At 67.6% G+C, this 23,133-nt stretch carries 23 protein-coding genes; 10 read left to right on the forward strand and 13 right to left on the reverse strand.

Translation table 11 applies throughout. The features are described 5' to 3' along the window. Positions 1 to 18 precede the first annotated feature (18 nt). The 7 genes from ASD86_RS15985 to ASD86_RS16015 form a co-directional block, all read right to left on the reverse strand. On the reverse strand, positions 19 to 546 hold the full coding sequence (locus ASD86_RS15985; protein ID WP_056112850.1) for an ATP/GTP-binding protein: 528 nt from the start codon (positions 544 to 546) through the stop codon (positions 19 to 21). 28 nt (positions 547 to 574) lie between these two features. After that, a complete protein-coding gene (locus ASD86_RS15990) occupies positions 575 to 1,537 on the reverse strand; it encodes a hypothetical protein (protein WP_056112448.1) in 963 nt (320 codons plus the stop codon). A 52-nt stretch (positions 1,538 to 1,589) separates the two neighbouring features. Next, a complete protein-coding gene (locus tag ASD86_RS15995; protein WP_056112451.1) occupies positions 1,590 to 1,949 on the reverse strand; it encodes a roadblock/LC7 domain-containing protein in 360 nt (119 codons plus the stop codon). Between the two features lie 123 nt (positions 1,950 to 2,072). Further along, a complete protein-coding gene (locus ASD86_RS16000) occupies positions 2,073 to 2,513 on the reverse strand; it encodes a roadblock/LC7 domain-containing protein (protein ID WP_056112455.1) in 441 nt (146 codons plus the stop codon). 562 nt (positions 2,514 to 3,075) lie between these two features. After that, positions 3,076 to 3,447 (reverse strand): FKBP-type peptidyl-prolyl cis-trans isomerase, encoded by a 372-nt coding sequence (locus ASD86_RS16005; RefSeq protein WP_235567784.1) that lies wholly within the window; start codon positions 3,445 to 3,447, stop codon positions 3,076 to 3,078. Between the two features lie 279 nt (positions 3,448 to 3,726). Beyond that, entirely contained in the window at positions 3,727 to 4,191 is a 465-nt protein-coding gene (locus ASD86_RS16010) for an SUKH-3 domain-containing protein (protein ID WP_056112458.1), read from the reverse strand. A gap of 7 nt (positions 4,192 to 4,198) precedes the next feature. Next, a complete protein-coding gene (locus tag ASD86_RS16015; RefSeq protein ID WP_056112464.1) occupies positions 4,199 to 5,035 on the reverse strand; it encodes a helix-turn-helix transcriptional regulator in 837 nt (278 codons plus the stop codon). Between the two features lie 131 nt (positions 5,036 to 5,166). On the opposite strand from ASD86_RS16015, the gene ASD86_RS16020 reads away from it, so the two are divergent. Together ASD86_RS16020 and ASD86_RS16025 are read left to right on the forward strand one after the other, a co-directional pair. Further along, on the forward strand, positions 5,167 to 5,574 hold the full coding sequence (locus ASD86_RS16020; RefSeq protein ID WP_056112467.1) for a hypothetical protein: 408 nt from the start codon (positions 5,167 to 5,169) through the stop codon (positions 5,572 to 5,574). Positions 5,575 to 5,998: 424 nt separating this feature from the next. Then, positions 5,999 to 7,219: a cytochrome P450 gene (locus ASD86_RS16025; protein WP_056112470.1), complete on the forward strand. Its 1,221-nt coding sequence runs from the start codon at positions 5,999 to 6,001 to the stop codon at positions 7,217 to 7,219. Positions 7,220 to 7,272: 53 nt separating this feature from the next. Here ASD86_RS16025 and greB read toward each other — a convergent pair whose 3' ends face one another. From greB to ASD86_RS16040, 3 genes are all read right to left on the reverse strand, one after another. Then, entirely contained in the window at positions 7,273 to 7,797 is a 525-nt protein-coding gene (gene greB, locus ASD86_RS16030; RefSeq protein WP_056112473.1) for a transcription elongation factor GreB, read from the reverse strand. A gap of 7 nt (positions 7,798 to 7,804) precedes the next feature. Then, positions 7,805 to 8,299, reverse strand: coding sequence for a copper resistance protein NlpE (locus ASD86_RS16035; RefSeq protein ID WP_056112476.1), 495 nt, complete (start codon positions 8,297 to 8,299; stop codon positions 7,805 to 7,807). Positions 8,300 to 8,375: 76 nt separating this feature from the next. Further along, positions 8,376 to 9,911 carry a helicase HerA-like domain-containing protein gene (locus ASD86_RS16040; RefSeq protein WP_056112479.1) on the reverse strand — a complete coding sequence of 512 codons (1,536 nt, stop codon included), beginning with the start codon at positions 9,909 to 9,911 and terminating at the stop codon, positions 8,376 to 8,378. Between the two features lie 209 nt (positions 9,912 to 10,120). On the opposite strand from ASD86_RS16040, the gene ASD86_RS16045 reads away from it, so the two are divergent. The 3 genes from ASD86_RS16045 to ASD86_RS16055 are packed head-to-tail and all read left to right on the forward strand — an operon-like array spanning position 10,121 to position 12,846. Then, entirely contained in the window at positions 10,121 to 11,713 is a 1,593-nt protein-coding gene (locus ASD86_RS16045; RefSeq protein ID WP_056112482.1) for a transglycosylase SLT domain-containing protein, read from the forward strand. A gap of 30 nt (positions 11,714 to 11,743) precedes the next feature. Next, a complete protein-coding gene (locus tag ASD86_RS26865) occupies positions 11,744 to 12,169 on the forward strand; it encodes a hypothetical protein (RefSeq protein WP_157476722.1) in 426 nt (141 codons plus the stop codon). Further along, positions 12,166 to 12,846: a lysoplasmalogenase gene (locus ASD86_RS16055; RefSeq protein WP_056112487.1), complete on the forward strand. Its 681-nt coding sequence runs from the start codon at positions 12,166 to 12,168 to the stop codon at positions 12,844 to 12,846. The genes ASD86_RS26865 and ASD86_RS16055 overlap by 4 nt, the downstream gene beginning before the upstream one ends. Positions 12,847 to 12,953: 107 nt before the next feature. On the opposite strand, the gene ASD86_RS16060 is transcribed toward ASD86_RS16055, so the two are convergent. The 3 genes from ASD86_RS16060 to ASD86_RS16070 are packed head-to-tail and all read right to left on the reverse strand — an operon-like array spanning position 12,954 to position 15,534. Next, positions 12,954 to 14,012, reverse strand: coding sequence for a hypothetical protein (locus tag ASD86_RS16060; protein ID WP_056112490.1), 1,059 nt, complete (start codon positions 14,010 to 14,012; stop codon positions 12,954 to 12,956). A 32-nt stretch (positions 14,013 to 14,044) separates the two neighbouring features. After that, positions 14,045 to 14,893 (reverse strand): archaetidylserine decarboxylase, encoded by an 849-nt coding sequence (gene asd / locus ASD86_RS16065; protein WP_056112494.1) that lies wholly within the window; start codon positions 14,891 to 14,893, stop codon positions 14,045 to 14,047. Beyond that, positions 14,890 to 15,534, reverse strand: a complete 645-nt coding sequence (locus tag ASD86_RS16070; RefSeq protein WP_056112497.1) for an SCO family protein — start codon at positions 15,532 to 15,534, stop codon at positions 14,890 to 14,892. The genes asd and ASD86_RS16070 overlap by 4 nt, the downstream gene beginning before the upstream one ends. Before the next feature lie 369 nt (positions 15,535 to 15,903). Between ASD86_RS16070 and prmB the strand changes: the two genes are divergently transcribed. The 5 genes from prmB to ASD86_RS16095 all read left to right on the forward strand — a co-directional run bounded on the left by prmB (position 15,904) and on the right by ASD86_RS16095 (position 23,131). After that, positions 15,904 to 16,833, forward strand: a complete 930-nt coding sequence (gene prmB / locus ASD86_RS16075; protein WP_056112501.1) for a 50S ribosomal protein L3 N(5)-glutamine methyltransferase — start codon at positions 15,904 to 15,906, stop codon at positions 16,831 to 16,833. Positions 16,834 to 17,504: 671 nt separating this feature from the next. Continuing rightward, a complete protein-coding gene (gene aroC, locus ASD86_RS16080; protein WP_056112504.1) occupies positions 17,505 to 18,635 on the forward strand; it encodes a chorismate synthase in 1,131 nt (376 codons plus the stop codon). Next, a complete protein-coding gene (locus ASD86_RS16085; RefSeq protein ID WP_056112506.1) occupies positions 18,628 to 19,620 on the forward strand; it encodes a D-glycerate dehydrogenase in 993 nt (330 codons plus the stop codon). The genes aroC and ASD86_RS16085 overlap by 8 nt, the downstream gene beginning before the upstream one ends. Before the next feature lie 135 nt (positions 19,621 to 19,755). Continuing rightward, complete coding sequence (locus ASD86_RS16090; RefSeq protein ID WP_056112508.1) at positions 19,756 to 20,778, forward strand: aspartate-semialdehyde dehydrogenase; 1,023 nt, start codon at positions 19,756 to 19,758, stop codon at positions 20,776 to 20,778. A 295-nt stretch (positions 20,779 to 21,073) separates the two neighbouring features. Beyond that, a complete protein-coding gene (locus ASD86_RS16095) occupies positions 21,074 to 23,131 on the forward strand; it encodes a FimV/HubP family polar landmark protein (RefSeq protein ID WP_157476724.1) in 2,058 nt (685 codons plus the stop codon). Positions 23,132 to 23,133 lie beyond the last annotated feature (2 nt).

Below are 23,133 nucleotides of genomic sequence, written 5' to 3' on the forward strand. Positions count from 1 at the left end.
CGTTGTCCTGGCGTCGGCTCAGGCCGACGTCGACGCGCGCTGGTTCACCACCGACTCGGCGTAGCGGTACGACAGCAGAATCCGGATCAAGGCCTCGACCTGCGAACCGTCGCGCGCGTCCAGCCGCACCACCGGCAGCTTGTGGCCGAGCTGGGTCAGCGCGTCGCGGAAATGCAGCAGGCCGAAGTCGTTGCTCACGTCGGTGTGGGTGACCCCGACCGCGAACGAAGCCTGCGGCGCGATCTTGGCGAACTCGACCAGCAGCATGTCGGTCTGCGCGACCATGTCGCCGGAATCGGCCGCGACCAGCACGATGATGCCGACCGCGCCGTCGCACACGAGCGGCCACATGAAGTTGAGGTAGCGCTGACCCGGCACACCGTACACGTGCAGCAGTTCGCCGCCGTCCAGCTCGATGGTGCTGTAGTCCAGCGCCACCGTGGTGTGGGTCTTCTCGCCCATCAGCGCGTGGCTGATCGGCATTTCGGTGCTGACCGGTTCGACGTCTGAGATCGCGCGGATCGCGGTGGTCTTGCCGGCGCCCATGCCACCGACGAAGGCGAGTTTGATCACGTCACTGGCCACTGCCGGCTCCCAGGAAATTCAGGCCGAACCGGCGCGCGAGGCGCCGGATCAGACCCAGTTCGGACGATCCGCCCTGACGATGCGCGGGCATCGCGACGGGCGCGGCTTCGGCCAGTCCGGTGGCCAGGGCGACCGCGAACAGTCGCTTCAATTCAGCGTGCGGCGTGGCGGTGGCCTCGGCCAGCGCCGGCAGCGACCACGGACTGCGCAACAGACACCCCAGCGGTAGCAGCCATTGCGTCGGCAACGCGGTCGACGGCATCAGCGGCCAGCCGCGCAACTGCAGCGGGCGCAGCGGATCGACCTGCGCCAGCGGCGCGTCGTGGCCGATGGCGATGTCCCACAGCAACGATTCCAGCGAATAACTCTGGGTCACGTCCTGCTGGTATTTCTCGACGTACTGCTTTTGCGTCAGCGCGGTGATGAACCAGTTCGGGCTCATCGCTTCAGCGACCAGCTCCGGGTAGGGCATGCGCCGGATCATATGCATGCGCGAGGCGCCCAGGTCGGCGACCAGCCGGAACAAACCAGATTCGAACAGATACAGACCCTTCGGCGCGCTCAACAGGTGTTGCACGAACGGCAGCGCGTCGGCCGCGGTCGCATCGTTGGCCTCGGATTCGTCGCGGCCGTGGCGCAGGCGTTCGCGCACGCTGCGGCCGAGTTCGCCGGACTCGATGTTGATGTCGACCGAATACACCGAATCGGGGTCCCACGGCAGCCGGCCGATGCGCAGCACCGGAATGCCGCGGCGCATCGCCTGCTCGACCGCGTTGCGGCTCAGGCTGGTTTCGGTGCCGGTGATCAGCAGATGCGCGGGGCGGTCGCTCCACGCCTGCAGATCGATGTCGAGTCCCTGCTCGCGCAGGCCGACGCACGCGGCATGCAGACGCGCATGCCGCGATTTGTCGAGATCGGCGCTGACGACGAGGTAGCGTTTGGACGATGGCATGCGCGTGTCTCGCATCAACCGGTGGCGGTCATGGCGCGCGGCCGCGCGGCCATCACTTGAAGTCGAGGGTCTTTTCGAACGACTTGAGTTCGTGACGGGCCATCGCCAGGTTGGCGCGCGCGCGGTCCAGCACCACGTACAGGAACAGGGTCGGGTTGCTTTCGAGCGGACGGATCAGGTGGTACTGCTTGCTCAGGCTGATCAGCACGTCTTCGATCGTGTCGTTGAGGCCGAGCTGCTCGGCGACGCGACGCTTGGCGCGCACCACTTCGGAGTTGCCAGCCGCGGCGACTTCCAGGTCGACGTTGCCGCCGCCGGAGGTGGCCAGGGCCATGCCGCTGTCGCTGTCGACCAGCGCGGCGCCGACGAAGCCGGCCAGGTTGTTGAGTTCGTCCAGTTGCAGTTTCGACATGTGCGGCTCCGTTGCGGTTCGATGGGAAGTGCGGTGGTTCGGGCGTGTAGCGGGTGGCGCGGTTGAAGCCGGTGCGCGCATTCGCCGCGCGCGCACGGATGCGCGCACGAGGGCGGATGCGGGTTAGCGGCGCGCGAGCAGGGCGCCGATGCGGGCGGCGCAGTCGCGGGTGGCGACCAGCAGCAAGGCCAGGTTGGTGTCGGCGCCGGCCATCGCCAGCAAGGTCAGCGGCTTGGGCGCATCGATGCGGAACAGCACGATGTTGCCGCGCGAGGTGCACACGGTGGCGTAATCGGCGCCGCTGAGCTTGACCTCTTTGGCCAGGGTCTCGCCCAGGGTCAGGAAGGAATTGGCCATCGCCGCGATCCGGCGCGCATCGGCCTCGCCGGATTCGAGTTCGGCCAGCGGCCGGCCGTCGGCCGTGGACACGCAAATCGTGCGCAGGTCCGGCAGCCGTTGCTTGCAGCGAGCGAGTTCCTCCGTCAGCACTACGCCGAGCGAGTTCTCGGTACGGTGGGACGATTCCAGTCGCCCCAGTAACAACTCCACCGTGGTTTGCTGCATGTCTTTGCGATCCCCTGAGCACACTTGACGCAGATTGTGCTGTGATTATTTAGTGTAATAAATCACAAAAAAATATGCATTGCGTCACAGTGTAGGGCAAGTGGCGGACAGGAACTACTGCCCCACTGTCAGTTTTTGCAGTCGCTTGCTAACGACCGGATAGGCAAAGTCTTGTTCGTGTGGTGATCGATTGGCGTCGCGCGAGCCTCGGCACGCCTTCGGAAGTCGCGAACGTCGCAGCCCGGGTGCCGTGATTTGGGGCCGCTCCCTGTAGGAGCGGCGCGAGCCGCGACCGCGTCATCGGGCCTACGGCGCTGGTATCGATGCAGATGAGTTATCGCGGTCGCGACTTACGGCGCTCCTACAGCCGCGAACGTTGCAGCCCGGTCGCCGTGATTTGAGGCCGCTTCCTGTAGGAGCGGCGCGAGCCGCGACCGCGTCATCGGGCCTGCGGCGCTGGTATCAATGCAGATGAGTTATCGCGATCGCGACTTGCGGCGCTCCTACAGTCGCGAACGTTGCAGCCCGGGTTGGGACGCGGGCACGCGGCCCGCGCGCCGATTCAATGCGCCTGCACGCCCAGCAATTCGACTTCGAACACCAGCGAGGCATCCGGCGGGATCACGCCGCCACCGGCGCCGTCGCGGCCGTAGGCCATGTCCGAGGGCACCATCAGCACACGCTTGCCGCCGACCCGCATGCCGGCCACGCCGTCGTCCCAGCCGCGGATCACCCGGCCGGCACCGAGCAGGAAGCTGAAAGGCTTGCCGTGATCGTAGGAACTGTCGAACTTGCTGCCGCGCTTGTTCGCGGCCTTTTCGTCGTAGAACCAGCCGGTGTACTGCACGATCACTTCCTGGCCCGACTGCGCGACCGCGCCGGTGCCCGGGCGTTCGTCGATGGTCTGGAACTGGGCGATGCGGCCGCTGAACACCTTCGGCGCGGCGGCTTGTTCTTCTTGCGCAGCCGGACGCTTGCAGGCGCTCAGGCTCACGGTCGCGGCGGCCAGCGCCAAGGCCAGCGGCAATGCGGACGCGCCGCGTCGCAGCACCGAGCGCAGACGGCGGGTCGGCAGGTTTGCATCGGCGGACAGGTAACGGACGAAGGGCACGCGCGGCCTCGGTGTGACGATGACGGGTTCACAGCTTAGCCGCTAAGCGCGCGCCGCGGCCTTGGCAAGCGGTGCGGTTGCCGCGCGGACGCCGATGCGCGCTCAATCCAGCGCGATCGCAAGGATGGCTTGATTGCGACGCAGAAGAATATTGCCGAGCGCGTCTTCGACGCTGTCGCCGAAGCGGCGCAGGCTGTCGTCGTATCCGCCGAAGATCGCGCCGTCATCGCCGATCAGATAGGTCAGATGCGCGCTGTAGCCCTGGCCGATCGGCAACAGGCGCTGTCGCGCCGCCGGTTCGTAGCGCTCGCTGGCCCAGGCGCGGTCGAAACGCGCGATCGCGAGGACCGGGTCGAACAAGGACTCATCGGTATCGGTGCCGGACCACGACGGATGGCGCAGGCGCAGCCCGGCGAAAGCGCGCGCGAAACGCAGGCCGCTGGCGAGCACGCGGTAGCCGTCGTTCTCCCAGGCGCGTTGAATCGCGCCGACCTCGACGTCGCGGTCGGCGCGCCAGCCGTGCCGCTGCAGCGCGGCGCGGGTTTCGGGATCGAACCTCCAGTGCATCGCGCGCTCAGTGCCCGTCGCGCATGCGGCCTTGCGCCGGATCGTCCGGCGCCAGGCTCGCGCCGAACGCGCGCATCGCCTGCGCGGTCGCGGCGTCGGCGGGGAAGAACGATTCGATCGCCAGTTCCGACAAGGTCACGTCCATCGGCGTGCCGAACACGGTGGTGGTGCTGATGAAGGCCAGTTCGCCCAGTTCGCTGCGCAGGCGGAACGGCACGGCGACGTGCAGCGACGACGGCAGTTCGGTTTCGTCGTACTCCTCGGGCGCGGGGTAGGCCGCGAGTTCCTCATACAGCGCTTGCAGCACCGGGTCGCCGGTGGTGTCGATCTGGTGGCGCAGCCGATGCAGGATATGCGCGCGCCATTCGCCCGGATTGACGATGCGGGTGGCCAGGCCTTCGGGGTGCAGGCTCGCGCGCAACACGTTGGCCGGCCGCGCGAGCAGGAAGTCGGGCAGGCCGGCGAGCAGCGGCGCGACCGCGCGGTTATGGGCGATCAGATTCCAATGCCGGTCGACCGCCAGCGCCGGGTGCGGTTCGTGCCCGTACAGCACCAGTTCGATCGCGGCGTAGGCCTCGTGCAGGGCCGGATGGTCGAGGCTGCGTTCGGAATACATCGGCGCCAGGCCGGCCGCGGTCATCAGCTGATTACGCTCGCGCAAGGGCACGTCGAGGCGGTCGGCCAGGCGCAGCAGCATCGCCCGGCTCGGCAGCGAGCGGCCGGTTTCGATGAAGCTGACATGGCGGGTCGAGATCTGCGCCAGATCGGCCAGATCGAGTTGGGTCAGACGGCGGCGCTGGCGCCAATCGCGCAGCAGCTCGCCCACGGGGCGTTGATCGTTCATGCCGGCCACGATAGCCCAGCGGCGGCGCGCATTGGCATTACCTGGCACGTAATCGACCGGCCGCGGGTGCGGGTGTGTGATGGCGTCAAGCAAACACGAACGATCACGACGATCACCCACAGGAGACGATCATGGCCATTACCTTTCAACCGCAGGCTTCCACCTTGTTGCGCCGCGCACTGGTGCTCGACGCCGGCGTGTCCGGCGCCGCCGGCTTGTTGCAACTCGCCGCGACCGCGCCGTTGTCGCGCTGGCTCGCGATCGATCCGGGCTGGCTGCGCGGAGGCGGCGCGGTGTTGCTCGCCTGGATGCTGTTCGTGGGCTGGGTGGCCACGCGCAAACCGATCGCGCCGGCGCTGGCGTGGACGGTGATCGGGGTAAACCTCGCCTGGGTCGCCGGCTCGGTGTTGTTGCTGGTCGAGGGTGCGATCACGCCGAACGCGCTGGGTCTGACCTTCGTGCTCGCGCAGGCGGCGGTGGTGGCGGTGTTCGCCGAGCTCCAGTTCTTCGGTCTGCGCCGTCAACTCAAGGCGGCGTGAGGCGAGCGGACAGCCGATAAAAGTAGTCGCGTCGTCAGTTGTTTTCTGTGATGCGCACGAAGATTTTCAGTGTCGTAACACGCCGTGGCGAGCGTATTTCTGACAGCTAGATCCCACCGGAAACGCGATGCTATAAGGCCGGTACTGTGCGGTTTTCGCCGCACAGTCCACCGTTGCGTACTGATACGTACTCATAGACAAGGAGATGAGAGATGGCAAGGTTGCTTCGCGCTGCTCGTGTCGCTATGAACATCCATCCCAACGAAACCAGCAGCCTGTGGAAGACGTGGCCGCTGTGGGTGGAATTCTGATCCTAGGCTCTATCCGCACGCTCGCCTGACCTGGTCAGGACGATGTGAGCAGGACCATGTAAGCAGGAGGGCGGCCGATCGCCGGTCGCCCTCCGATCAGAACGAGGCGCTCCTTGACCATCCAACCCGATCCCGCGGACGATCCCGCGGCGCGCCTGCTCGAGCGCGTGCGTCGCGAAGGCCCGGTGCTGCCGTTGCCCGGCGGTGTCGTCGGCATTTTCAGTCCAGCCCTGGCCAACAAGGTCGACAAGATCAACTCCGACGATCTCAAGGTCATCGATTCGCTCGCCGACGTGCTCGGCATGCGCAAGTCCGAACCGGTGACCTGGCGCGAAGTGCGCGCCCTGCTGACCGAGCGCAGCGGCGCGCTGGTCACGCCCGAACAGATGCGCGCGTTGCACCGGCGCATGCAGACGTATCTCAGCGAGCACACCGGACGCGAGCAAGACCTGACCAAGCTGATGTGGCGCACGGTGTCGCGCGCGCTGATTCCGCTGGCGATCGACGGCATCGACGGCCGCGATCTGCGCACCCTGATCGACGAGCAGGAACTGCGTTTTCGCATCCAGCTCGAACAGCACGTACCGCTGTGGCGGCGGATTCCCGATTTCCTGCTGCACCGCGCGGCAACGCGGGCGATTACCCGGCAGATCAAGCAACGCGTCGCGCGTGGCGAGTCGCGCGACGATTTCACTCAACCTTTGCTCGGGTTGGTGGATCGGATCGGGGTGGATCGCGTCACTTACTTGGTGACCGTGCAGATGATCGCGATCTCCGGCGTGCCCGGCATGATGGCGGCCTGTCTGGTGTATGCGATGTCGAATTACCCGCAATGGCGCGAGCACTTGCAGGAGGAAATGGACGCGCTGGAGTGGGAGGAGTTGTACACCCTGCCGATCCGCAAGCTGCCGCACACCATACGTTTCATCAAGGAAGCGATGCGGCTGTGGACGACGCCGTTCGTGACCCGGCGGGTCGCTCAACGTGATATCGATCTCGACGGCGTGTCGGTCAAGAAAGACCAGATCTACGAGTTGAGTTCTTACATCCTGCATCACTCCGAGGAATACTGGGACGAGCCGGAAACCTTCGATCCCGACCGCTGGCTGTCGTCGCGGCGGCAGGAGGCCAAGGGCGCCTACGTGCCGTTCGGTTTCGGCCCGCGCTCGTGCGTCGGCGCCTCGGTCGGGCATGCCCAGTTGGTGTTGTTCTGCGCGATGATGGTGCGCGACTTCCGCTGCGACCTCAGCCCGGTGCATTCGCCGTGGATGCGCAAGGAAGGTTTCGCGGTGCCGACCGATTTCGTCGGCGTGGTTTCGCTTCGTCAACGTTGAATGCTCGATGCGCGAGTGCGTCGAGCTGGCCCGCTGCGCTTGACCCGCCGCGCTCACTCCGGCGTGTTTGGACCCGCGCCGCTGTAATCGACCTGCACGATCGCGAACCGCGCCATGCCGCCGGGCAGCATCGCTTCGAATTCGTCGTCGACCCGGCGCTTGAGCATCGCCCGCGCCAGCGGCGAATCGATGCTGATGTGGCCCAGGCGCGCGTCGGTTTCGTCGGGGCCGACGATCCGGTACCGCGCCAGCTCGCCGTCGGCGACTTTTTCGACTTCGACCCAGGCGCCGAAGAACACCGACTGCGGGTCGCTCGGCGTGGTCTCGATCACCCGCAGCAGCGGCAGGCGCTTGCTCAGGTAACGCACGCGCCGGTCGATCTCGCCGAGTTGTTTCTTGCGGTAGGTGTATTCGGCGTTTTCCGAACGATCGCCCTCGGCCGCCGCGGCGGCCAGGGCTTTGACGACTTCCGGGCGGCGTATTCGCCACAGGTCGTCGAGTTCGTGCTTGAGCCGCGCGTGGCCCTCCCGCGTGATCAGGGCGGTGCCGGTTTCGGCGGGAGGACGCCAGCGACCCATAGCGGCCTTACTGCGCCGCGCTTGCGCGCTTGAGGCTGAGGTTGGCCTGCGATTCGATCGCCTTGCCCTCGGTGTCGAGCTGGCGGATTTCCTCGTGCGAGACCACTTCGAACAGGCGATCGGGATCGGTCTTGCTGTTCGGGTCCAGGCGCAGGCGCTTGCCGTCTTCCTCGGCGGTCCAGGTGCCGTCGCCCTTGAAGGCGCCATCCTTCTTGCCCTGGTAGGTTTCGTCGACCGCGTAGCTGCCGTCGGCCTTGAATTCGATCTTGGTGTCGATGCCGCTGCAATCGGCGCAGGGCAGGGTGCCGCTGAAGCTGCCGGCGAAGGCGGCGGCGTCGAAGCCGGCCTTGGGCGCTTCGGCGACCGGGGCGGGTTCCGGCGCCGGCGCGGGTTCGGCGGCCTTGGCGGCTTCGGCCGGCGCGGCCGGCGCTTCGGCGGGTTTATTGCAGGCGCTCAGTGCGAGCGCGGCGAGGCAGGCGAGAGCGAGCAGTTTCTGATTCATGTGCGGCTTCCTGTGCAATGAGTGGAAACGAACGGTGTTGGATTGAAACGATCGATGCGGTCGCGCGCCGGTGGCCTCAGCGCTTGCCGCCGAAAATGCCGCCGAGCAGACCGCGCAGGATCTGCCGGCCCACCTGGTTGCCGACGGTGCGCGCGGTCTGCTTGGCCATGGTCTCGACCATGCCTTGGCGGCGCTTGGTGCCGAACACCGCGTCCTTGACCGCCTGACCGAAGCCGCCTTCTTCCTGGTCGTCCTGTTCGCGGGTCTTGGCCGGCGGCGCCTGCGCCTGTTCGGTCGCGGCCTGCGCGCGTTGCAGCAACATTTCGGCGGCGGACTCGCGGTTGATCGCGGTGTCGTACTTCGGCCCGATCGGGCTGGTCGCGCGCACCTGGGCGCGTTCGGCCTCGGTGATCGCGCCCATGCGGCAGCGCGGCGGCGCGATCAGGGTGCGTTCGACCGGCATCGGCACGCCCTTGTCCTGCAGGGTCGAGACCAGCGCTTCGCCGGTGCCGAGCTGCGAGATCGCTTCGGCCACGTTCAAGGCCGGGTTCGGCACGAAGGTCTCGGCCGCGGTCTTGACCGCTTTCTGGTCGCGCGGGGTGAACGCGCGCAGCGCGTGCTGCACCCGGTTGCCGAGCTGGCCGAGGATGTTGTCGGGGATGTCGTCGGGGAACTGCGAGCAAAAGTAAACGCCCACGCCCTTGGAACGGATGATCCGCACCACTTGTTCGACCCGCTGCTGCAGCGCGGCCGGCGCATCGTCGAACAGCAGGTGCGCTTCGTCGAACACGAACACCAGCTTGGGCTTGTCGATATCGCCCACTTCGGGCAGCTGTTCGAACAATTCCGACAGCAGCCACAACAAGAAGCTGGAATACAGGCGCGGCTTGAGGATCAGCGAATCGGCGGCGAGCACGTTGACCACGCCGCGGCCGTCGGTGCTGGTGCGCATCAGGTCGGCCAGCTGCAACGCCGGTTCGCCGAAGAAATGATCGCCGCCTTCCTGTTCCAGGCGCAGCAGCGAGCGCTGGATCGCGCCGACCGACTGGGTGCTGACCAGGCCGTAGCTGGTCGAGATGTCCTTGCGCTCGTCGGCGACCAGGCCGAGCAGGGCGCGCAGGTCTTCCAGATCAAGCAGCAGCAGGCCGCGGTCGTCGGCAAGCTTGAACACGATGTCGAGCACGCCGGACTGGGTGTCGTTGAGTTCGAGAATGCGCGCGAGCAGGGTCGGGCCCATTTCGCTGACCGTGGTGCGCACCGGATGGCCGAGTTTGCCGAACAGGTCCCAGAACACCACCGGGCTGGCGCTCGGCGCCCAGTCGGCGATGCCGATCTCGGTCAGCCGCGACTGCAGTTTGTCGTTGGACGCGCCGGGCATCGCCAGGCCGGCCACGTCGCCTTTGACGTCTGCCAGGAATACCGGCACGCCCTGCCGCGAAAAACCTTCGGCCAGGGTCATCAGGGTGACGGTCTTGCCGGTGCCGGTCGCGCCGGCGACCAGGCCGTGGCGGTTGCCCAGCTTGGTGTGCAGGTAGACCAGGCCGCTGTCGGGCGTGGTGACGGCCTTGCCGAGCAGGATGTCGTTCGGGCGTGCGTCGGGGGTCGGGGCCATGTCCGCGTCCGTGGTTCGATTAGGGAGCAAGCGGTCGATTCTAGCGGCAGGCGTGGGTGGTTCGTGAACGCTGGCAGCGTGTGAATGGCCGTCAAGACCGCCGAGCCACTCGCCACGCACGGAAAACCCGATCGCGTCGCAGTTCTTGCCGCGCGCGGACCCGCGCCGTTACCCTGGCCCCCCGCAACAAGGACCTGCCGCGCGCCCTCATGCCCGTTTCCTTTAGCTTCGCTTCGTTCAATGGCCGCGCCTTGTTCGCGCCGCTCGCCGCCGCACTGGCCCTGTGCAGTCTCGCTCCCGAAGCCGCCGCGTTGTCCAAGCGCGATCAGGCCGCGGTCGACGCGCTGACCCAGCGCATGCAATCGGCCGAGACCCGTTACCAGTCGGCCCTGGTCAAGATCCGCAACGCCGATCCCAGCGGCCGCCAGGACAGCGACGCCGCGCTGGAGGACATGGAGGACGTGATCGCGGTCTGCCTCAAGCAGAAGGGCTGCCAGGTCAACACCATGCTGGCCGGCTACAAGCGCCTGCTGAAAGCCAACGCCGATGCCTCGGCCGCGAACAACGACGACGGCGACGACACGACCGCCCTGGACAGCGACAACTTCGCCGCCGACGTGCCCGAGGCCGCGCAGGCGGCCGCGTTGCTCAGCGACGACGGCCAGCGCTTCGTCAAGATGGTCCAGTACAACCCGGCGGTGCAGGCCGGCATCCGCCGCTGGCTGACCGACATGCGCGGCCCGCTGATGCAGAGCTACGACAACTATCAGTACATGCGCCAGATGATGTGGCCCTCGTTCGAGCGCGAAGGCCTGCCCGAGGCGTTGCTGTTCGGGATCATGGCCAAGGAATCCAACGGCCGCGTGCATTCGACCTCGCGCGCCGGTGCCGCCGGGCCGTTGCAGTTCATGTTCGCCACCGGCAAGCGCTTCGGCCTGGGCGACGACGGCAGCGGTTTCGACACCCGTTACGACCCGCGCGCGTCCTCGCAGGCGGCGGCCGAGTATTTGAACGAACGTCTGGGCCAGCTCAACAACAGCATCGAGATGTCGCTGGCCGCCTACAACGGCGGCGAAGGCCGCGCGCTGCGCATCAACAACGCCAGCGGCGGGCGCAATTTCTGGGACGAATCGGTCTACAACCAGTTCCCGGCCGAAACCCGCGACTACGTGCCGATGGTGATCGCCGCGGCCTGGTTGTTCCTGCATCCGCGCGAATACGGCCTGCAATTCCCGAAAGTCGACAACAAGGCGGCGACCATGCGCCTGGTCAAGCCGACTTCGATTTATGAGCTGACCATCTGCATGGGCAGCAGTGGCAGCCGCGAGGGCTACATGCGCGCGCTGCGCAACCTCAACCCGCGCTACAAGGGCGAAAACTACCTGGCCGCGGGCACCACGCTCAACGCCACGCCGAAGATGGTCAGCCTGTACAACCGCTGGTGCGTGCAGGGCAAGCGCGCCGAGCTCGCGCGCACCTTGGTGATGAGCGATGCGACCACCGCGATCGTGCGCACCGGCCCGTTGACCGTATTGCCGGCCGACGCCACCGGCGAAGACGGCACCGTGCCGGTCACCGTCGCCACCGGCGTGCCGACCACGGTGGCCACCGGCAAGCCGGCGCCGGCCAAGAAGCCCGCCGCGCCGCGCACCCACAAGGTGCAGCGCGGCCAGACCCTGACCGATGTCGCGCAGAAGTTCCAGTGCGACACCAAGCAATTGGCCAAGGCCAACGGCATCAAGGGCCCGCGTTACATGGTCAAGCCGGGGCAGACGCTGAAGTTGAGCGGCTGCGGGGGCTGATCCGCACTGCGCGGTGTCGCGGGCTGACGCATGGATGTGCACAGCTCCGCTCTAGACGGCTTCGTCGCCATGGCGACCAAGCCTTCCGTTGCCAGGCTGGCTAGGCAAACGCGTCCGGCGATCTGTCGTCGCGACAGTCGCGGCGGTCGAGCCGGATCGCAACTTCATCGGCGCATCGATCCTGCCGATGGGGTCGATCCCGGCTTGTGGTGTTTGCAAGCCGACACCAACACGGCCTGCCGTGCGTATTCGCCGCGATGCGCGGCGACCGGGCCGATGCGCGCGCCAGTGCCGCGTTTCAATCGCCGTGAAGAGAATTCGGTTTTCGCCGCGACCCTGGCGAGTCAGACACGTTCGCGCGAATGCATCGAGGCCATAATCGATCAAGCCGGCATCGCAGCCGGCGCCGCGCCGGTACGCGGATCGGTTGCGATCACTCAGGATGCAAGCGCATGAATCAGACGATCGACGATTCCGTGACCGCGCCGCGCGCATGGCGGGCGGCGGTGGCCGCGTCGGCCTTGCTCGCGATCGCCGGCGCCTATTTTTCGCCATGGCTGCACTACCTGTTCAAGCCGCTGACCACGCTGTTGATAGTGGCCATGGTCTGGCGCCACGGGCGCGTGGCCGAGCCCGGTTATCGCCGCGCGATCGTGATCGGCTTGCTGCTGTCGACTTGTGGCGATGTGTTCCTGATGCTGCCCGGCGACTGGTTCGTGTTCGGACTGGGCTCGTTCCTGTGCGCGCACATCGCGTATCTGCTCGGGCTGGCGCGGCGCGCGCGCCTGTTCGCGCGGGTGTGGCCGTATCTGGCCTATGCGCTGCTCGCCGGCGCGGTGTTGAGCGTGCTGTGGGCGCATCTGCCGGGCGAACTGCGCATCCCGGTGATCGTCTACGTGGCGGTGCTCGCGGCGATGGCGGCGCAGGCCGCGGCGGTGTGGCGATGCCATCGCTCGCGGTCGACCGCGCTCGCGGCGCTGGGCGGCGCGTTCTTCGTCGCCTCCGATGCCACCCTGGCGATCGACCGCTTCGCCGCGCCGTTCGGCGCCGCGTCGGCGGTGGTGCTGGCGACCTACTGGATCGCCCAGAGCCTGATCGGTCTGTCGGTATGCACGTCGCACAAGCCGGAATAGAGGTGAGCGCCACGGTGGCGATGCGACGCCAGAAACCGTTTTAAAGCGCGCCCACGAAGCGCGGCGACGGCGAGCCGCCGCGCAACCACCATCCGACTCTCGATTGCCTAATCCCGATCCCGCTTTTTAGTCTCTTCGCCCGCGTCCTTCGCGGCCCCATCCGCGGGCGCCACCGCCTCGCGCGCCTTGTTCCACCATTGCGCCGCGGTGGCCTTGGCCTTGCCGGTGCCATCCTTGACCGAACCGCTCAGCGCCGCCCAATCGGCCTGCTCCTCGGCGAAACCGGTGGCGGTGCGCAGCAGTTGCGGGCCTTCGCTGGCGATCATTTCCCAGGTCAGGGTCGCGACCAGGCGCGGCATGAAGATCGCCGAATCGACATCGCCGCCCTTGGCTTCGACTTTCGCGATCAACGCGACCAGTTCCTTGCGCACTTCCGTCGGCGCGGTCGGATCGACGCTGAGTTTCTTCAGCGCGCTCAGGCCGTCGCGGGTGCGGCCTTCCTTGAATGCGATGCCGACCGGCGGTATCTGCGCGAACCACGGCTGTCCCAGCAAATGGCCGAGCGCGTCGAAATGCACCTGCGCGCGTTCCCATTCCTGCTCGCTGGCGGCGAAATACGCCAGCGCCGCGTGCAGCACCACCATGTGTTCGGCCGGCGGCAGATCTTCGCCGGCCTGCGTCGGCAGCGCCCAGGCCTTCGCGCCCTCCAGCTTGGCCAGTCCGGGCCATTGCTCGCGCTGGAACACCACCGCGCGCAGCGAGGTCGCCGCGGCGCGATTGAACGCACTGCACGATTGGCCTTCGACGATGTCGCTTTCGGCCAGGGCGATGGTGTTCTTGTTGGCGATCAGCGCGCCGTAGGCCATCAGCACATGCACCACGCACAGGTCGGCTTCGCTGAAATCGCCCTTGGGCAGGTCGGCGGTGGGATTGTTGCTCGCCCAGTTTTCGCCGCTCCACTTCAGACCTTTCTGGTACGCGGTCAGGCCGCCGGGCAGGCCGTTTTCGGACAATCGGCGGTACTGGGTGTAGGTGATGCCGTCGCGCAGTTCGGCCAGTTGTTCGGTTTCGCTCTTGCTGCCGCACGCGGCCAGGGCCAGAGTCAGTAACGCGACGGTCGCGCTCAGGCAAGCCCGGCGCAGGGCCGGGCGGTGGGTCGATGGCATGGTCCCTTCCTTAGGAGAAGCGTTGATGGGGTTCAGTCGCTGCGTCGGGCCAGGGCCTGGCCCAGGCGCACCGCGGTTTCCGCGCCCAGGCCGGCGTCCAGCGCGGCCACGCCCGGCGGCAGCAGCACGATCACGGTCGAGCCGTAATTGAAGCGGGCCATTTCGGCGAAACGCTCCAGGGTGATGGTTTCGCCGCGATAGTCCTTGGTGGTGACGATGTCGCCGTAGCGCGGAATCTCCACGCCGCTCCAGACCGTCTCCACGCCCGAGACCAGCAGCGCGCCGACCATCACCATCGCCATCGGCCCGAACTCGGTGTCGAAGTGGCAGACCAGGCGCTCGTTGCGCGCGAACAAACGCGGCACGTTGCGCACCGCGTCGGGGCCGACGCTGAACAAGCGGCCCGGGACATGCACGGTTTCGCGCAGGGTGCCGGTCCACGGCATGTGCACGCGGTGGTAGTCCTTCGGCGACAGGTACACGGTGGCGAACACGCCGTCGCGGAACGGCGCGGCCGCCGCTTCGTCGCCGCCGAGCAGTTCGGTGGCGGTGAACGACTGGCCCTTGGCCTGGAAGATCTCGCCGTCGCGGATCGGCCCGCATTGGCTGATGCGGCCGTCGGCCGGCATCAGCAGCACGCGCGGATCGGGATCGGGCACGCGCGCGCCGGGCTTGAGCGCGCGGGTGAAGAAGGCATTGAAAGTCGGGTACGAGCGCGGATCGGAGTTGGCCGCTTCGCCCAGGTCGACGCCGAACTTGCGCGTCACCGTGTCGATCAGCCAGCGGCTGACGCCGGGGCTGTCGGAATAGGCCAGCGTGCGCGCGAGCGACGACATCAGCCGGTGCGGCAGGACGTAGGTGAGGGTGGTGACGAGGCTCAAGGCGCGGCCTCCGTCAGCACGGTCATGTCCTTGGCGATCACGTTCGGGTCGAACGGCGGACGCAGCAGCCCGGCCATGCGGCCCTGCGGATCGAGCACGACCATGCTGGCGCTGTGATCGAGGGTGTACTGGTCCGCCGGGGCGCCGTCGGGCGCCGGCACCTTGGCGAACACCATGCTCAGCGACTTGGCGAAGCTCTCCAGCGCCGGAACATCGGCGGTGGCGGCCAGGGTGTCCTTATGGAAGCCGTGGGCGTATTCGCCGATCTTGTCGGGCGTATCGCGCTCGGGATCGACCGAGACGAACAGCACCCGCGGCCGGGTCGCTTCGGGAATCGATTCCCAGGCTTTCTGTGCGACCGACATCTGCGCCAGGGTGGTCGGGCACACGTCGGGGCAGTGGGTGAAGCCGAGGAACACCAGGGTCCAGTGGCCCTTGAGCTCGCCGGGAATCAGCTGGGTGCCGTCGGACTGGCGCAGCGAGAACGCGGGCAGGGTGCGGAGCGGTTCGATCAGGCGGACCGCTTCGGTCTGCGGCAGCGACGCGTGCCGCACGCTGCCGAAATACTTCTGCGAGGCCCACAGGCCGAGCGCGGCGGCGAGCGCGGCGATGAGGACGATGGCGGTGGTGCGATTGAACATGGCGGTTCCAGCGTGTGTGCCGGGCCATGATACCGGCGATGGCCGGCGAGGCGGGTTTGCTTGTGCCCGCAGAATCGAAGGCGTGATACCCCGTGCTTTTCCCCCATTTGGAAAAGGGGGGCAGGGGGGATTCGCTTTTAGCACCGTACAAACGATGCACTCCGAGCCAAAAGCGAATCCCCCCTGGCCCCCCTTTTCCAAAGGGGGGAACCCGTCGGGTGGGTTTAGCCAGGAATCACAAGTTCGCGCCTCCCCAAACCCCGCGAAAACCATCGCAAACGCAAGCCAAAACGCCCCAAACCGCGCAACCCCCGCGATAACGCCCCTGCCGCCGGTATACTGCGCGCCTTGTTTCGCCCTGGACCCACCGTGCCCGCTCCCGTCTCCTTCGAATCGCTGACCCTCGTCGACCTGATCCGCTACGGCGCCAGCCGCTTCAGCGCGGCCGGGCTGACCTTCGGCCACAGCTACGACAATGCCCTGGACGAGGCCACCCAACTGGTCCTGCACGCGCTGCACCTGCCGCACGACCTCAGCCCGGTCTACGGCCAGGGCAAGGTCACCAGCGAGGAGAAGGATGCGGTGCTGGCGCTGTTCGAACGCCGCATCGGCGAGCGCATCCCGGCCGCTTACCTGACCGGCGAAGCCTGGTTCGCTGGCCTGAGCTTCAAGAGCGACAGCCGCGCCCTGGTGCCGCGTTCGCCGATCGCCGAACTGATCGAGTCCGGCTTCGAGCCCTGGCTCGGTGGGCGCGAGGTCGAGCGCGCGCTGGACCTGTGCACCGGTTCGGGCTGCATCGCCATCGCCACCGCGCATTACCACCCCGATTGGCAGGTGATCGGCGCCGACATCAACGACGCGGCGCTGTCGCTGGCGGCCGAGAACAAGGAACGCCTGCACACCGGCAACGTCGAACTGCGCAAGTCCGACCTGTTCCAGGGCCTGCGGGGCGAGGTCTTCGATCTGATCGTGACTAACCCGCCGTACGTGACCAACGACGAAACCGACGCGCTGCCGCGCGAGTATTCGCACGAGCCCGAACTGGGCCTGCGCGCCGGCGACGACGGCCTGGACCTGGCGCTGAAGATCCTGCGCGACGCGCCCGATCACCTCAGCGAACACGGCGTGCTGATCTGCGAAGTCGGCGAGGCCGAGCGCGCATTGGTCGAACTGCTGCCGCAGTTGCCGCTGGCCTGGGTCGAATTCAAGGTCGGCCAGATGGGCATCTTCGTGGCCGAGCGCCACGACCTGGTCGAACACCACGACACGATCAAACGGCTCGCCGACGCGCGAGCCTGAGCCACGCGCGTCGGCGGCCGGTAGCGAAAGGCGGATCGCGCCTTTCGCAGCGCCGCGCGTTGCGCTGATCGCCAGCGTTACGTCCCGGCGCCAAGCCGGTCGGAACTTATCTGTTGCCGGTGGGCCTGCGGTTAGCGGGTCTGTCGCGAGCGGGTGAGCGCCGGAAGCGAATTTCCGACGAATGCCCGCGGGTTTCAGCCTCCGTGGCGGATGCGCGTGGGACCTTCGTTACAGCGGAAACCGGGCATGTCGGCTATCGTGGCTTGGGTCGGTGGTACGTTCGCGATAGTGGTTTGCGGGTGTTGGCGGAAGCGTTCATCGCTTTAGCGTTCGGCCCTCACCCCAACCCTCTCCCGCAAGCGGGAGAGGGAGCTGAAACGCGGCGAACCCAGTCTTCGCGCTGCTTCAAGCACCGATGCACCGCTCCCTCTCCCGCTTGCGGGAGAGGGCCGGGGTGAGGGCCAACGCCAGCCGCCGCGATTGCATCAACCGTGGTTCCGAGCCCGCAACAATGCTCATTTCCACAAGCGAACGCCGCGTCATACCATCGAAGCGACAAGCGCGACGCAAGCGCAAGCCACGACCCACTTCATAAAAAGCACACGCGCAGCACCGAACATTCTCCTCGCCCCACACGCCGGCCGCGACCGGCACGTACCAGGAAACCCGTCGTGTCCAGCAACAGCTTCGGAAAGCTCTTCACCGTGACGACCTTCGGCGAAAGCCACGGCCCGGCGATCGGTTGCGTGGTCGACGGTTGTCCGCCGGGGCTGTCGATCGCGCCGGAAGATTTCCGTCGCGATCTGGACCGCCGCGCCACCGGCAAGACCCGCCACACCTCGGCGCGGCGCGAGACCGACGACATCGAAATCCTCAGCGGCGTGTTCGAAGGCCGCACCACCGGCACCCCGATCGGGCTGCTGATCCGCAACACCGACGCGCGCAGCAAGGACTACGGTTCGATCGCCGAACAATTCCGTCCCGGCCATGCCGACTACAGCTATTGGCAGAAATACGGCCTGCGCGACCCGCGCGGCGGCGGGCGCTCCTCGGCGCGCGAGACCACCATGCGCGTGGCCGCCGGCGTGATCGCCAAGAAGTGGCTGGCCGAACGCTTCGGCGTGGTCGTGCGCGGCTTCATGTCGCAGATCGGCGAAGTCGTGCCGAACGCGTACGACTTGGCGGTGGTGGAAGGCAATCCGTTCTTCTGGCCGGACGCGGCCCAGGTCGCCGAGCTGGAAACCTACATGGACGCGCTGCGCAAGTCCGGCGACTCGGTCGGCGCGCGCGTCGACGTGATCGCCGACAACGTGCCGCCGGGTTGGGGCGAGCCGATCTACGGCAAGCTCGACGGCGAGTTGGCGGCGGCGTTGATGAGCATCAATGCGGTCAAGGGCGTGGAGATCGGCGACGGCTTCGCCTCGGTCGCGTCCAAGGGCAGTGCGCATCGCGACGAGATCTCGCTGCGCGGCTTCGCCAGCAACCATGCCGGCGGCATCCTCGGCGGCATCAGCACTGGCCAGCAACTGCGCTGTTCGACCGCGTTCAAGCCGACGTCCAGCCTGCGCCTGCCCGGTCGCAGCGTCGACATCCACGGCAACGAAGTCGATGTGATCACCACGGGCCGGCACGACCCCTGCGTCGGCATCCGCGCCACCCCGATCTGCGAGGCGATGGTCGCCCTGGTGTTGATCGATCAGGCGCTGCGCCATCGCGCCCAGTGCGGCGACGTCGGCACGATCACCCCGCGCATTCCCGCCGACCCCGGTTTCGACCGCCACGAGTCCGGCCACGATGACTGAGCGTCCGCGCGTATGGGTGTCGCAGCCGCTGTTCGACGATGTGATCGCGCGGCTGGGCCAGTATTTCGAGGTGTCGGCGACGACCGCGGTGACCCAGCACGCACCCGAGGCCGTCGCCGCCGCGCTGCGTGAGGCCGACGGCGCGCTGGTCACGCTCAACGATCCGATCGGCGCGGCGCAGATCGCCGGCGCCACCCGCCTGCGCGCGATCGCCAACGTCGGCGTCGGCTACAACAATCTCGACCTGCCGGCGCTGAGCGCGGCCGGCATCCTCGCCACCAACACGCCCGACGTGTTGACCGAGACCACCGCCGATTTCGGCTGGGCGCTGATGATGGCGACCGCGCGGCGGATTTCCGAGGCCGAACGCTGGTTGCGCGAAGGCCACTGGCAGCGCTGGAGTTTCGACAGCCTGCTCGGCGGCGACGTGCACGGTTCGACCCTGGGCATTCTCGGCATGGGCCGGATCGGCCAGGCGATCGCGCGACGCGCGACCGGTTTCGGCATGCGCGTGATGTACCACAACCGCACCCGCCTGGCGGCGACGGTGGAACGCCTGCATTGCGCCGAATACGTCGGCTTCGACGATCTGCTCGCGCACGCCGATCACCTGATCCTGGTGCTGCCGTATTCGCCGCAGTCGCATCATCTGATCGACGCGGCGGCGCTGGCGAAGATGCAGGCGCATGCGACGCTGACCAATATCGCGCGCGGCGGCATCGTCGACGAGAATGCGCTGTGCGACGCGCTCGAACAAGGGCGATTGGCCGCGGCCGGGCTGGATGTCTATGAAGGCGAGCCCAGGCTCAATCCACGCTTGCTCGAACAGCGCCGGGTGGTGCTGACCCCGCATATCGCCAGCGGCAGTCTGGCCACGCGCCGGGCGATGGTGGCGTTGGCGGTCGACAATCTGATCGCTGCGTTGGGCCATGGCCCGAATGCCGGCAAGCCGCCGTCGCTGTTGAATGCCGAGATTCGAGATTAGGGATTCGGGATTGGAAAGCGGATACCTCGAAAGCGAACGTGCTTTTGCGAATCCCCAATCCCCAATCCCGAATCCCCGCTTCAAACCGCCGGAAATGGGTCCGGCGGTCCCCACAAGTCAGGTAACTGAGAACAGATGAACGCCAAGACGTCCTGCAATGTCGCCGTGGTCGGTGCTACCGGCGCGGTCGGTGAAACCATGCTGAAGGTGCTGGCCGAGCGCAAATTTCCGATCGGCACGCTGCATGTGTTGGCGAGCGAACGCTCGGCGGGAGAAAAACTCGAGTACGAAGGCAAAACCATCGTGGTCGAGGATCTGGCGAAGTTCGATCCGAGCGGCGTGGACATCGCGTTGTTTTCGGCCGGCGGTTCGGTGTCGAAGGAATACGCGCCCAAGTTCGCCGCGGCCGGCGCGGTGGTGATCGACAACTCCTCGGCGTTCCGCTACGACGACGACGTGCCGCTGGTGGTCAGCGAGGTCAATCCCGAAGCGGCGAAGAACCGCCCGCGCGGGATCATCGCCAATCCGAACTGCTCGACCATGCAGATGCTGGTCGCGCTGGCGCCGATCCACCGTCAGGCCAAGATCGAGCGCATCAACGTGGCGACCTATCAGTCGGTGTCGGGCACCGGCAAGCGCGCGATGGAAGAACTCGGTAAGCAGACCGCCGCGCTGCTGAGCTTCCAGCAGATCGATCCGCAGGTGTATCCGGTGCAGATCGCCTTCAACGTGATCCCGCACGGCGGCGACTTCACCGACAACGGCTACACCACCGAGGAAATGAAACTGGTCTGGGAGACCCGCAAGATCCTCGGCGACGACAGCATCGGGGTCAACGCGACCGTGGTGCGGGTGCCGGTGTTCTACGGCCATTCCGAGGCGGTGCATATCGAGACCCGCGACAAGCTCTCGGCCGCCGACGCGCGCGCGCTGCTGGAAAAGGCGCCGGGCGTGGTGGTGGTCGACGAACCGGTCAACGGCGGCTATCCGACCCCGGTCACCCACGCCTCCGGGCAGGACCCGGTGTTCGTCGGCCGCATCCGCGAGGACATCTCGCACCCGCGCGGGCTGTCGCTGTGGGTGGTGTCGGACAACATCCGCAAGGGCGCGGCGACCAATGCGGTGCAACTGGCCGAGCTGGTCTGGAACGAGCGCTGATCGCCAGGGCCCCCGCTGAGGCTCGCTGTCGTGATTGAAGATCGGGCCCCGCGGGGCCCGATCTTGTTTGCGGCGCTATCTTATTAATGTCGGTGATGGCGACGCCGCGCCCGCGCGGACTTCGATGCACCGCATGTGACCGCGTTGCGATAGCGTGATCGCCGCCGACAAAACCGCGCCGCGATGCCTGGATTGCCCGGCGTTCGCAACGAAATCTTCACTCCGCGTTGCGCATCACGCCCGCGGACCGCTAGAGTCGCCGCCTGACTTTGGGTTAATGGGGATCGTCCGCAAGATGTCGTCCGTGAGATCGGGTTTCGCACGCACCGCCCTGGCTCTGGCGCTGGCTCTGGCCAGCGGAGCGGCCTGCGCGCTGGGTCTGGGCCAGATCGAGGTCAAGTCGCGCGCGGGCCAACCCTTGCTGGCGGAGATCCCGGTGATTTCCACCGGACCGGAGGAACTGGCGCAGTTGCGCGCCGGCCTGGCCTCGCCGGAAACCTTCCGCCGCATCGGCCTGGACGCGCCGCAGGGCATCGTCACCGACCTGCGCTTCACCCTGGCGTTGGACGCCGCCGGCAAGCCGGTAATCCGCGTCACCAGCACCCAGCCGGTCACCCAGCCGGCGCTGACCTTCCTGATCGAAGTCGATTGGGGTCAGGGCCGCCTGACTCGCGAGTACTCGGCGCTGATCGACGCGCCGCGCACGGTGTCCGCGCCGATGCAGCCGCCGATCCAGTCCGCGACCGGCGCCAACCCCAACACCATCGAACGCCCGCTGGACGCGCCGCTGCCGTTCGGCGCGCAGCCGGCGGCGACCGATCCGCTGGCGGTGGAAAACCAGCTCGACCGCTACGACCCCGGCAGCGTGATCGCGCCGGGCGAGCCGCAGGCGCAGCCGTTGCCGGCCGAACCGATCGCGGTCGAGGCCGATCCGGTCCCCGCCGCGCCGGCGCAACCGGCGCCGCAACGTCCCAATGCCGGCAAGATTCCGCGTGAGCCGCGCGAACCGCGCCCGGTCGCGGCCGCGCCCAAGGTCGCCGCCGAAGGCGACATCACCGTGCAGGGCGGACAGACCCTGTCGGGCATCGCCGCCGGCCTGAGCGGCCCGCACACGCTCAACCAGACCATGATCGCCTTGCTGCGGGCCAACCCCGAGGCGTTCATCGGCAACAACATCAACCGGCTCAGGCAGGGCGCGGTGCTGCGCCTGCCGCCCACCCATCAATTGGCCACGCTCGATCCGCGCGAAGCCAGCGAGCTGGTCCGGGTCCAGGTGCAGCAGTGGCGCCAGGGCGTGGCCAGCGCGCCGGTGCCGCAGCCGATCGGGCTGGAGTCGGACGCGGTCGCCAAGGCGCCGGTCGCGCCGGCGGCCAACGCGCCCGGCGCGGCGCGCAGCGACGACGCACGTTTGGAAATCGTTCCGCCGGGCGCCAGCCGCGCGACCCAGGCCGGGGCACAGTCCGGCATCAGCGCCGGAGGCGAGGGCGACATGGTCCGTCAGGACAATCAACAGACCACCGAGACCCTCGCCGCGCGCGAGCAGGAACTGGCCGAGCTCAAGAGCAAGGTCGCCGATCTGGAGCAGTTGCAGAGCAAGCAGCAGAAGCTGATCGCGATGAAGGACAGCGAGCTGGCCGCGAGCCAGCAGCGTCTGGCCGAACAGCAGGCGCGCAGCGACGGCGGTTCGCCACTGCCGTGGATCTTCGGCGGTCTGGGCGTGTTGGCGTTGCTGGTCGGCGGCTGGGTGATGAGCCGGCGCGAACCGAAGAAGCCGGCGTTCCGCGCGCCGCTGCCGGGCGCGGACGTGGCGAGCGAGCGTTCCGCGCCGCTGGCCGATCCGGTCGATTCGCTGCGCCGCCGCCCCGAACCGGCCGCGCCGGTGATTGATCCGGTCGCGCAATTGCTCGGCGAATCCGAGACCGACAGCCCGGCCAAGCCGGCCGATCCGGTCCCGGCCGCTGCCTCGACGGTCGCCGAAGAACCGGCCAGCGCGCCGTTCTGGACCGCGCCGAAGGCCGAGCCGCAAAACACGGCCAAGGTGCCGACCTGGCATTCCGGCGAAGTCGGTACCAGCGCGGCGCGCAGCGGCGCGGCCCCGGCACGGGTCGAACCGGCGGTTGCGCCCGCGGCGGCCGTCGCCGCTGCGGCTGCGCCGGCTCAAGCCAATCAGACTCCGGCCAACCCGGGCCAGACCAATCCCGGTCAGGAGCGCATCGAACTCGCCCGCGCCTACCTCGACCTGGGCGATCAAAGCAGCGCCCGTCAGTTGCTCGGCGAGGTGCTGATCAACGGCGACCACGCCGCCCGTCAGCAGGCCGCGCGCCTGCTGCGCGAGATCGAGGCGTCCAGCTGAAG

This window comes from Lysobacter sp. Root690 (genome assembly GCF_001427785.1).
Taxonomy (GTDB): domain Bacteria; phylum Pseudomonadota; class Gammaproteobacteria; order Xanthomonadales; family Xanthomonadaceae; genus Lysobacter.

What these genes read in the sequence shown, in the direction of transcription:
- ASD86_RS15985 (WP_056112850.1), bottom strand. Translation starts at nt 546, where the DNA reads ATGGGCGCCGGCAAGACCACCGCGATCCGCGCGATCTCAGACGTCGAA.
- ASD86_RS15990 (WP_056112448.1), bottom strand. Translation starts at nt 1,537, where the DNA reads ATGCCATCGTCCAAACGCTACCTCGTCGTCAGCGCCGATCTCGACAAA.
- ASD86_RS15995 (WP_056112451.1), bottom strand. Translation starts at nt 1,949, where the DNA reads ATGTCGAAACTGCAACTGGACGAACTCAACAACCTGGCCGGCTTCGTC.
- ASD86_RS16000 (WP_056112455.1), bottom strand. Translation starts at nt 2,513, where the DNA reads ATGCAGCAAACCACGGTGGAGTTGTTACTGGGGCGACTGGAATCGTCC.
- ASD86_RS16010 (WP_056112458.1), bottom strand. Translation starts at nt 4,191, where the DNA reads ATGCACTGGAGGTTCGATCCCGAAACCCGCGCCGCGCTGCAGCGGCAC.
- ASD86_RS16015 (WP_056112464.1), bottom strand. Translation starts at nt 5,035, where the DNA reads ATGAACGATCAACGCCCCGTGGGCGAGCTGCTGCGCGATTGGCGCCAG.
- ASD86_RS16020 (WP_056112467.1), top strand. Translation starts at nt 5,167, where the DNA reads ATGGCCATTACCTTTCAACCGCAGGCTTCCACCTTGTTGCGCCGCGCA.
- greB (WP_056112473.1), bottom strand. Translation starts at nt 7,797, where the DNA reads ATGGGTCGCTGGCGTCCTCCCGCCGAAACCGGCACCGCCCTGATCACG.
- ASD86_RS16035 (WP_056112476.1), bottom strand. Translation starts at nt 8,299, where the DNA reads ATGAATCAGAAACTGCTCGCTCTCGCCTGCCTCGCCGCGCTCGCACTG.
- ASD86_RS16040 (WP_056112479.1), bottom strand. Translation starts at nt 9,911, where the DNA reads ATGGCCCCGACCCCCGACGCACGCCCGAACGACATCCTGCTCGGCAAG.
- ASD86_RS16045 (WP_056112482.1), top strand. Translation starts at nt 10,121, where the DNA reads ATGCCCGTTTCCTTTAGCTTCGCTTCGTTCAATGGCCGCGCCTTGTTC.
- ASD86_RS26865 (WP_157476722.1), top strand. Translation starts at nt 11,744, where the DNA reads ATGGATGTGCACAGCTCCGCTCTAGACGGCTTCGTCGCCATGGCGACC.
- ASD86_RS16055 (WP_056112487.1), top strand. Translation starts at nt 12,166, where the DNA reads ATGAATCAGACGATCGACGATTCCGTGACCGCGCCGCGCGCATGGCGG.
- ASD86_RS16060 (WP_056112490.1), bottom strand. Translation starts at nt 14,012, where the DNA reads ATGCCATCGACCCACCGCCCGGCCCTGCGCCGGGCTTGCCTGAGCGCG.
- ASD86_RS16070 (WP_056112497.1), bottom strand. Translation starts at nt 15,534, where the DNA reads ATGTTCAATCGCACCACCGCCATCGTCCTCATCGCCGCGCTCGCCGCC.
- ASD86_RS16085 (WP_056112506.1), top strand. Translation starts at nt 18,628, where the DNA reads ATGACTGAGCGTCCGCGCGTATGGGTGTCGCAGCCGCTGTTCGACGAT.
- ASD86_RS16090 (WP_056112508.1), top strand. Translation starts at nt 19,756, where the DNA reads ATGAACGCCAAGACGTCCTGCAATGTCGCCGTGGTCGGTGCTACCGGC.
- ASD86_RS16095 (WP_157476724.1), top strand. Translation starts at nt 21,074, where the DNA reads ATGTCGTCCGTGAGATCGGGTTTCGCACGCACCGCCCTGGCTCTGGCG.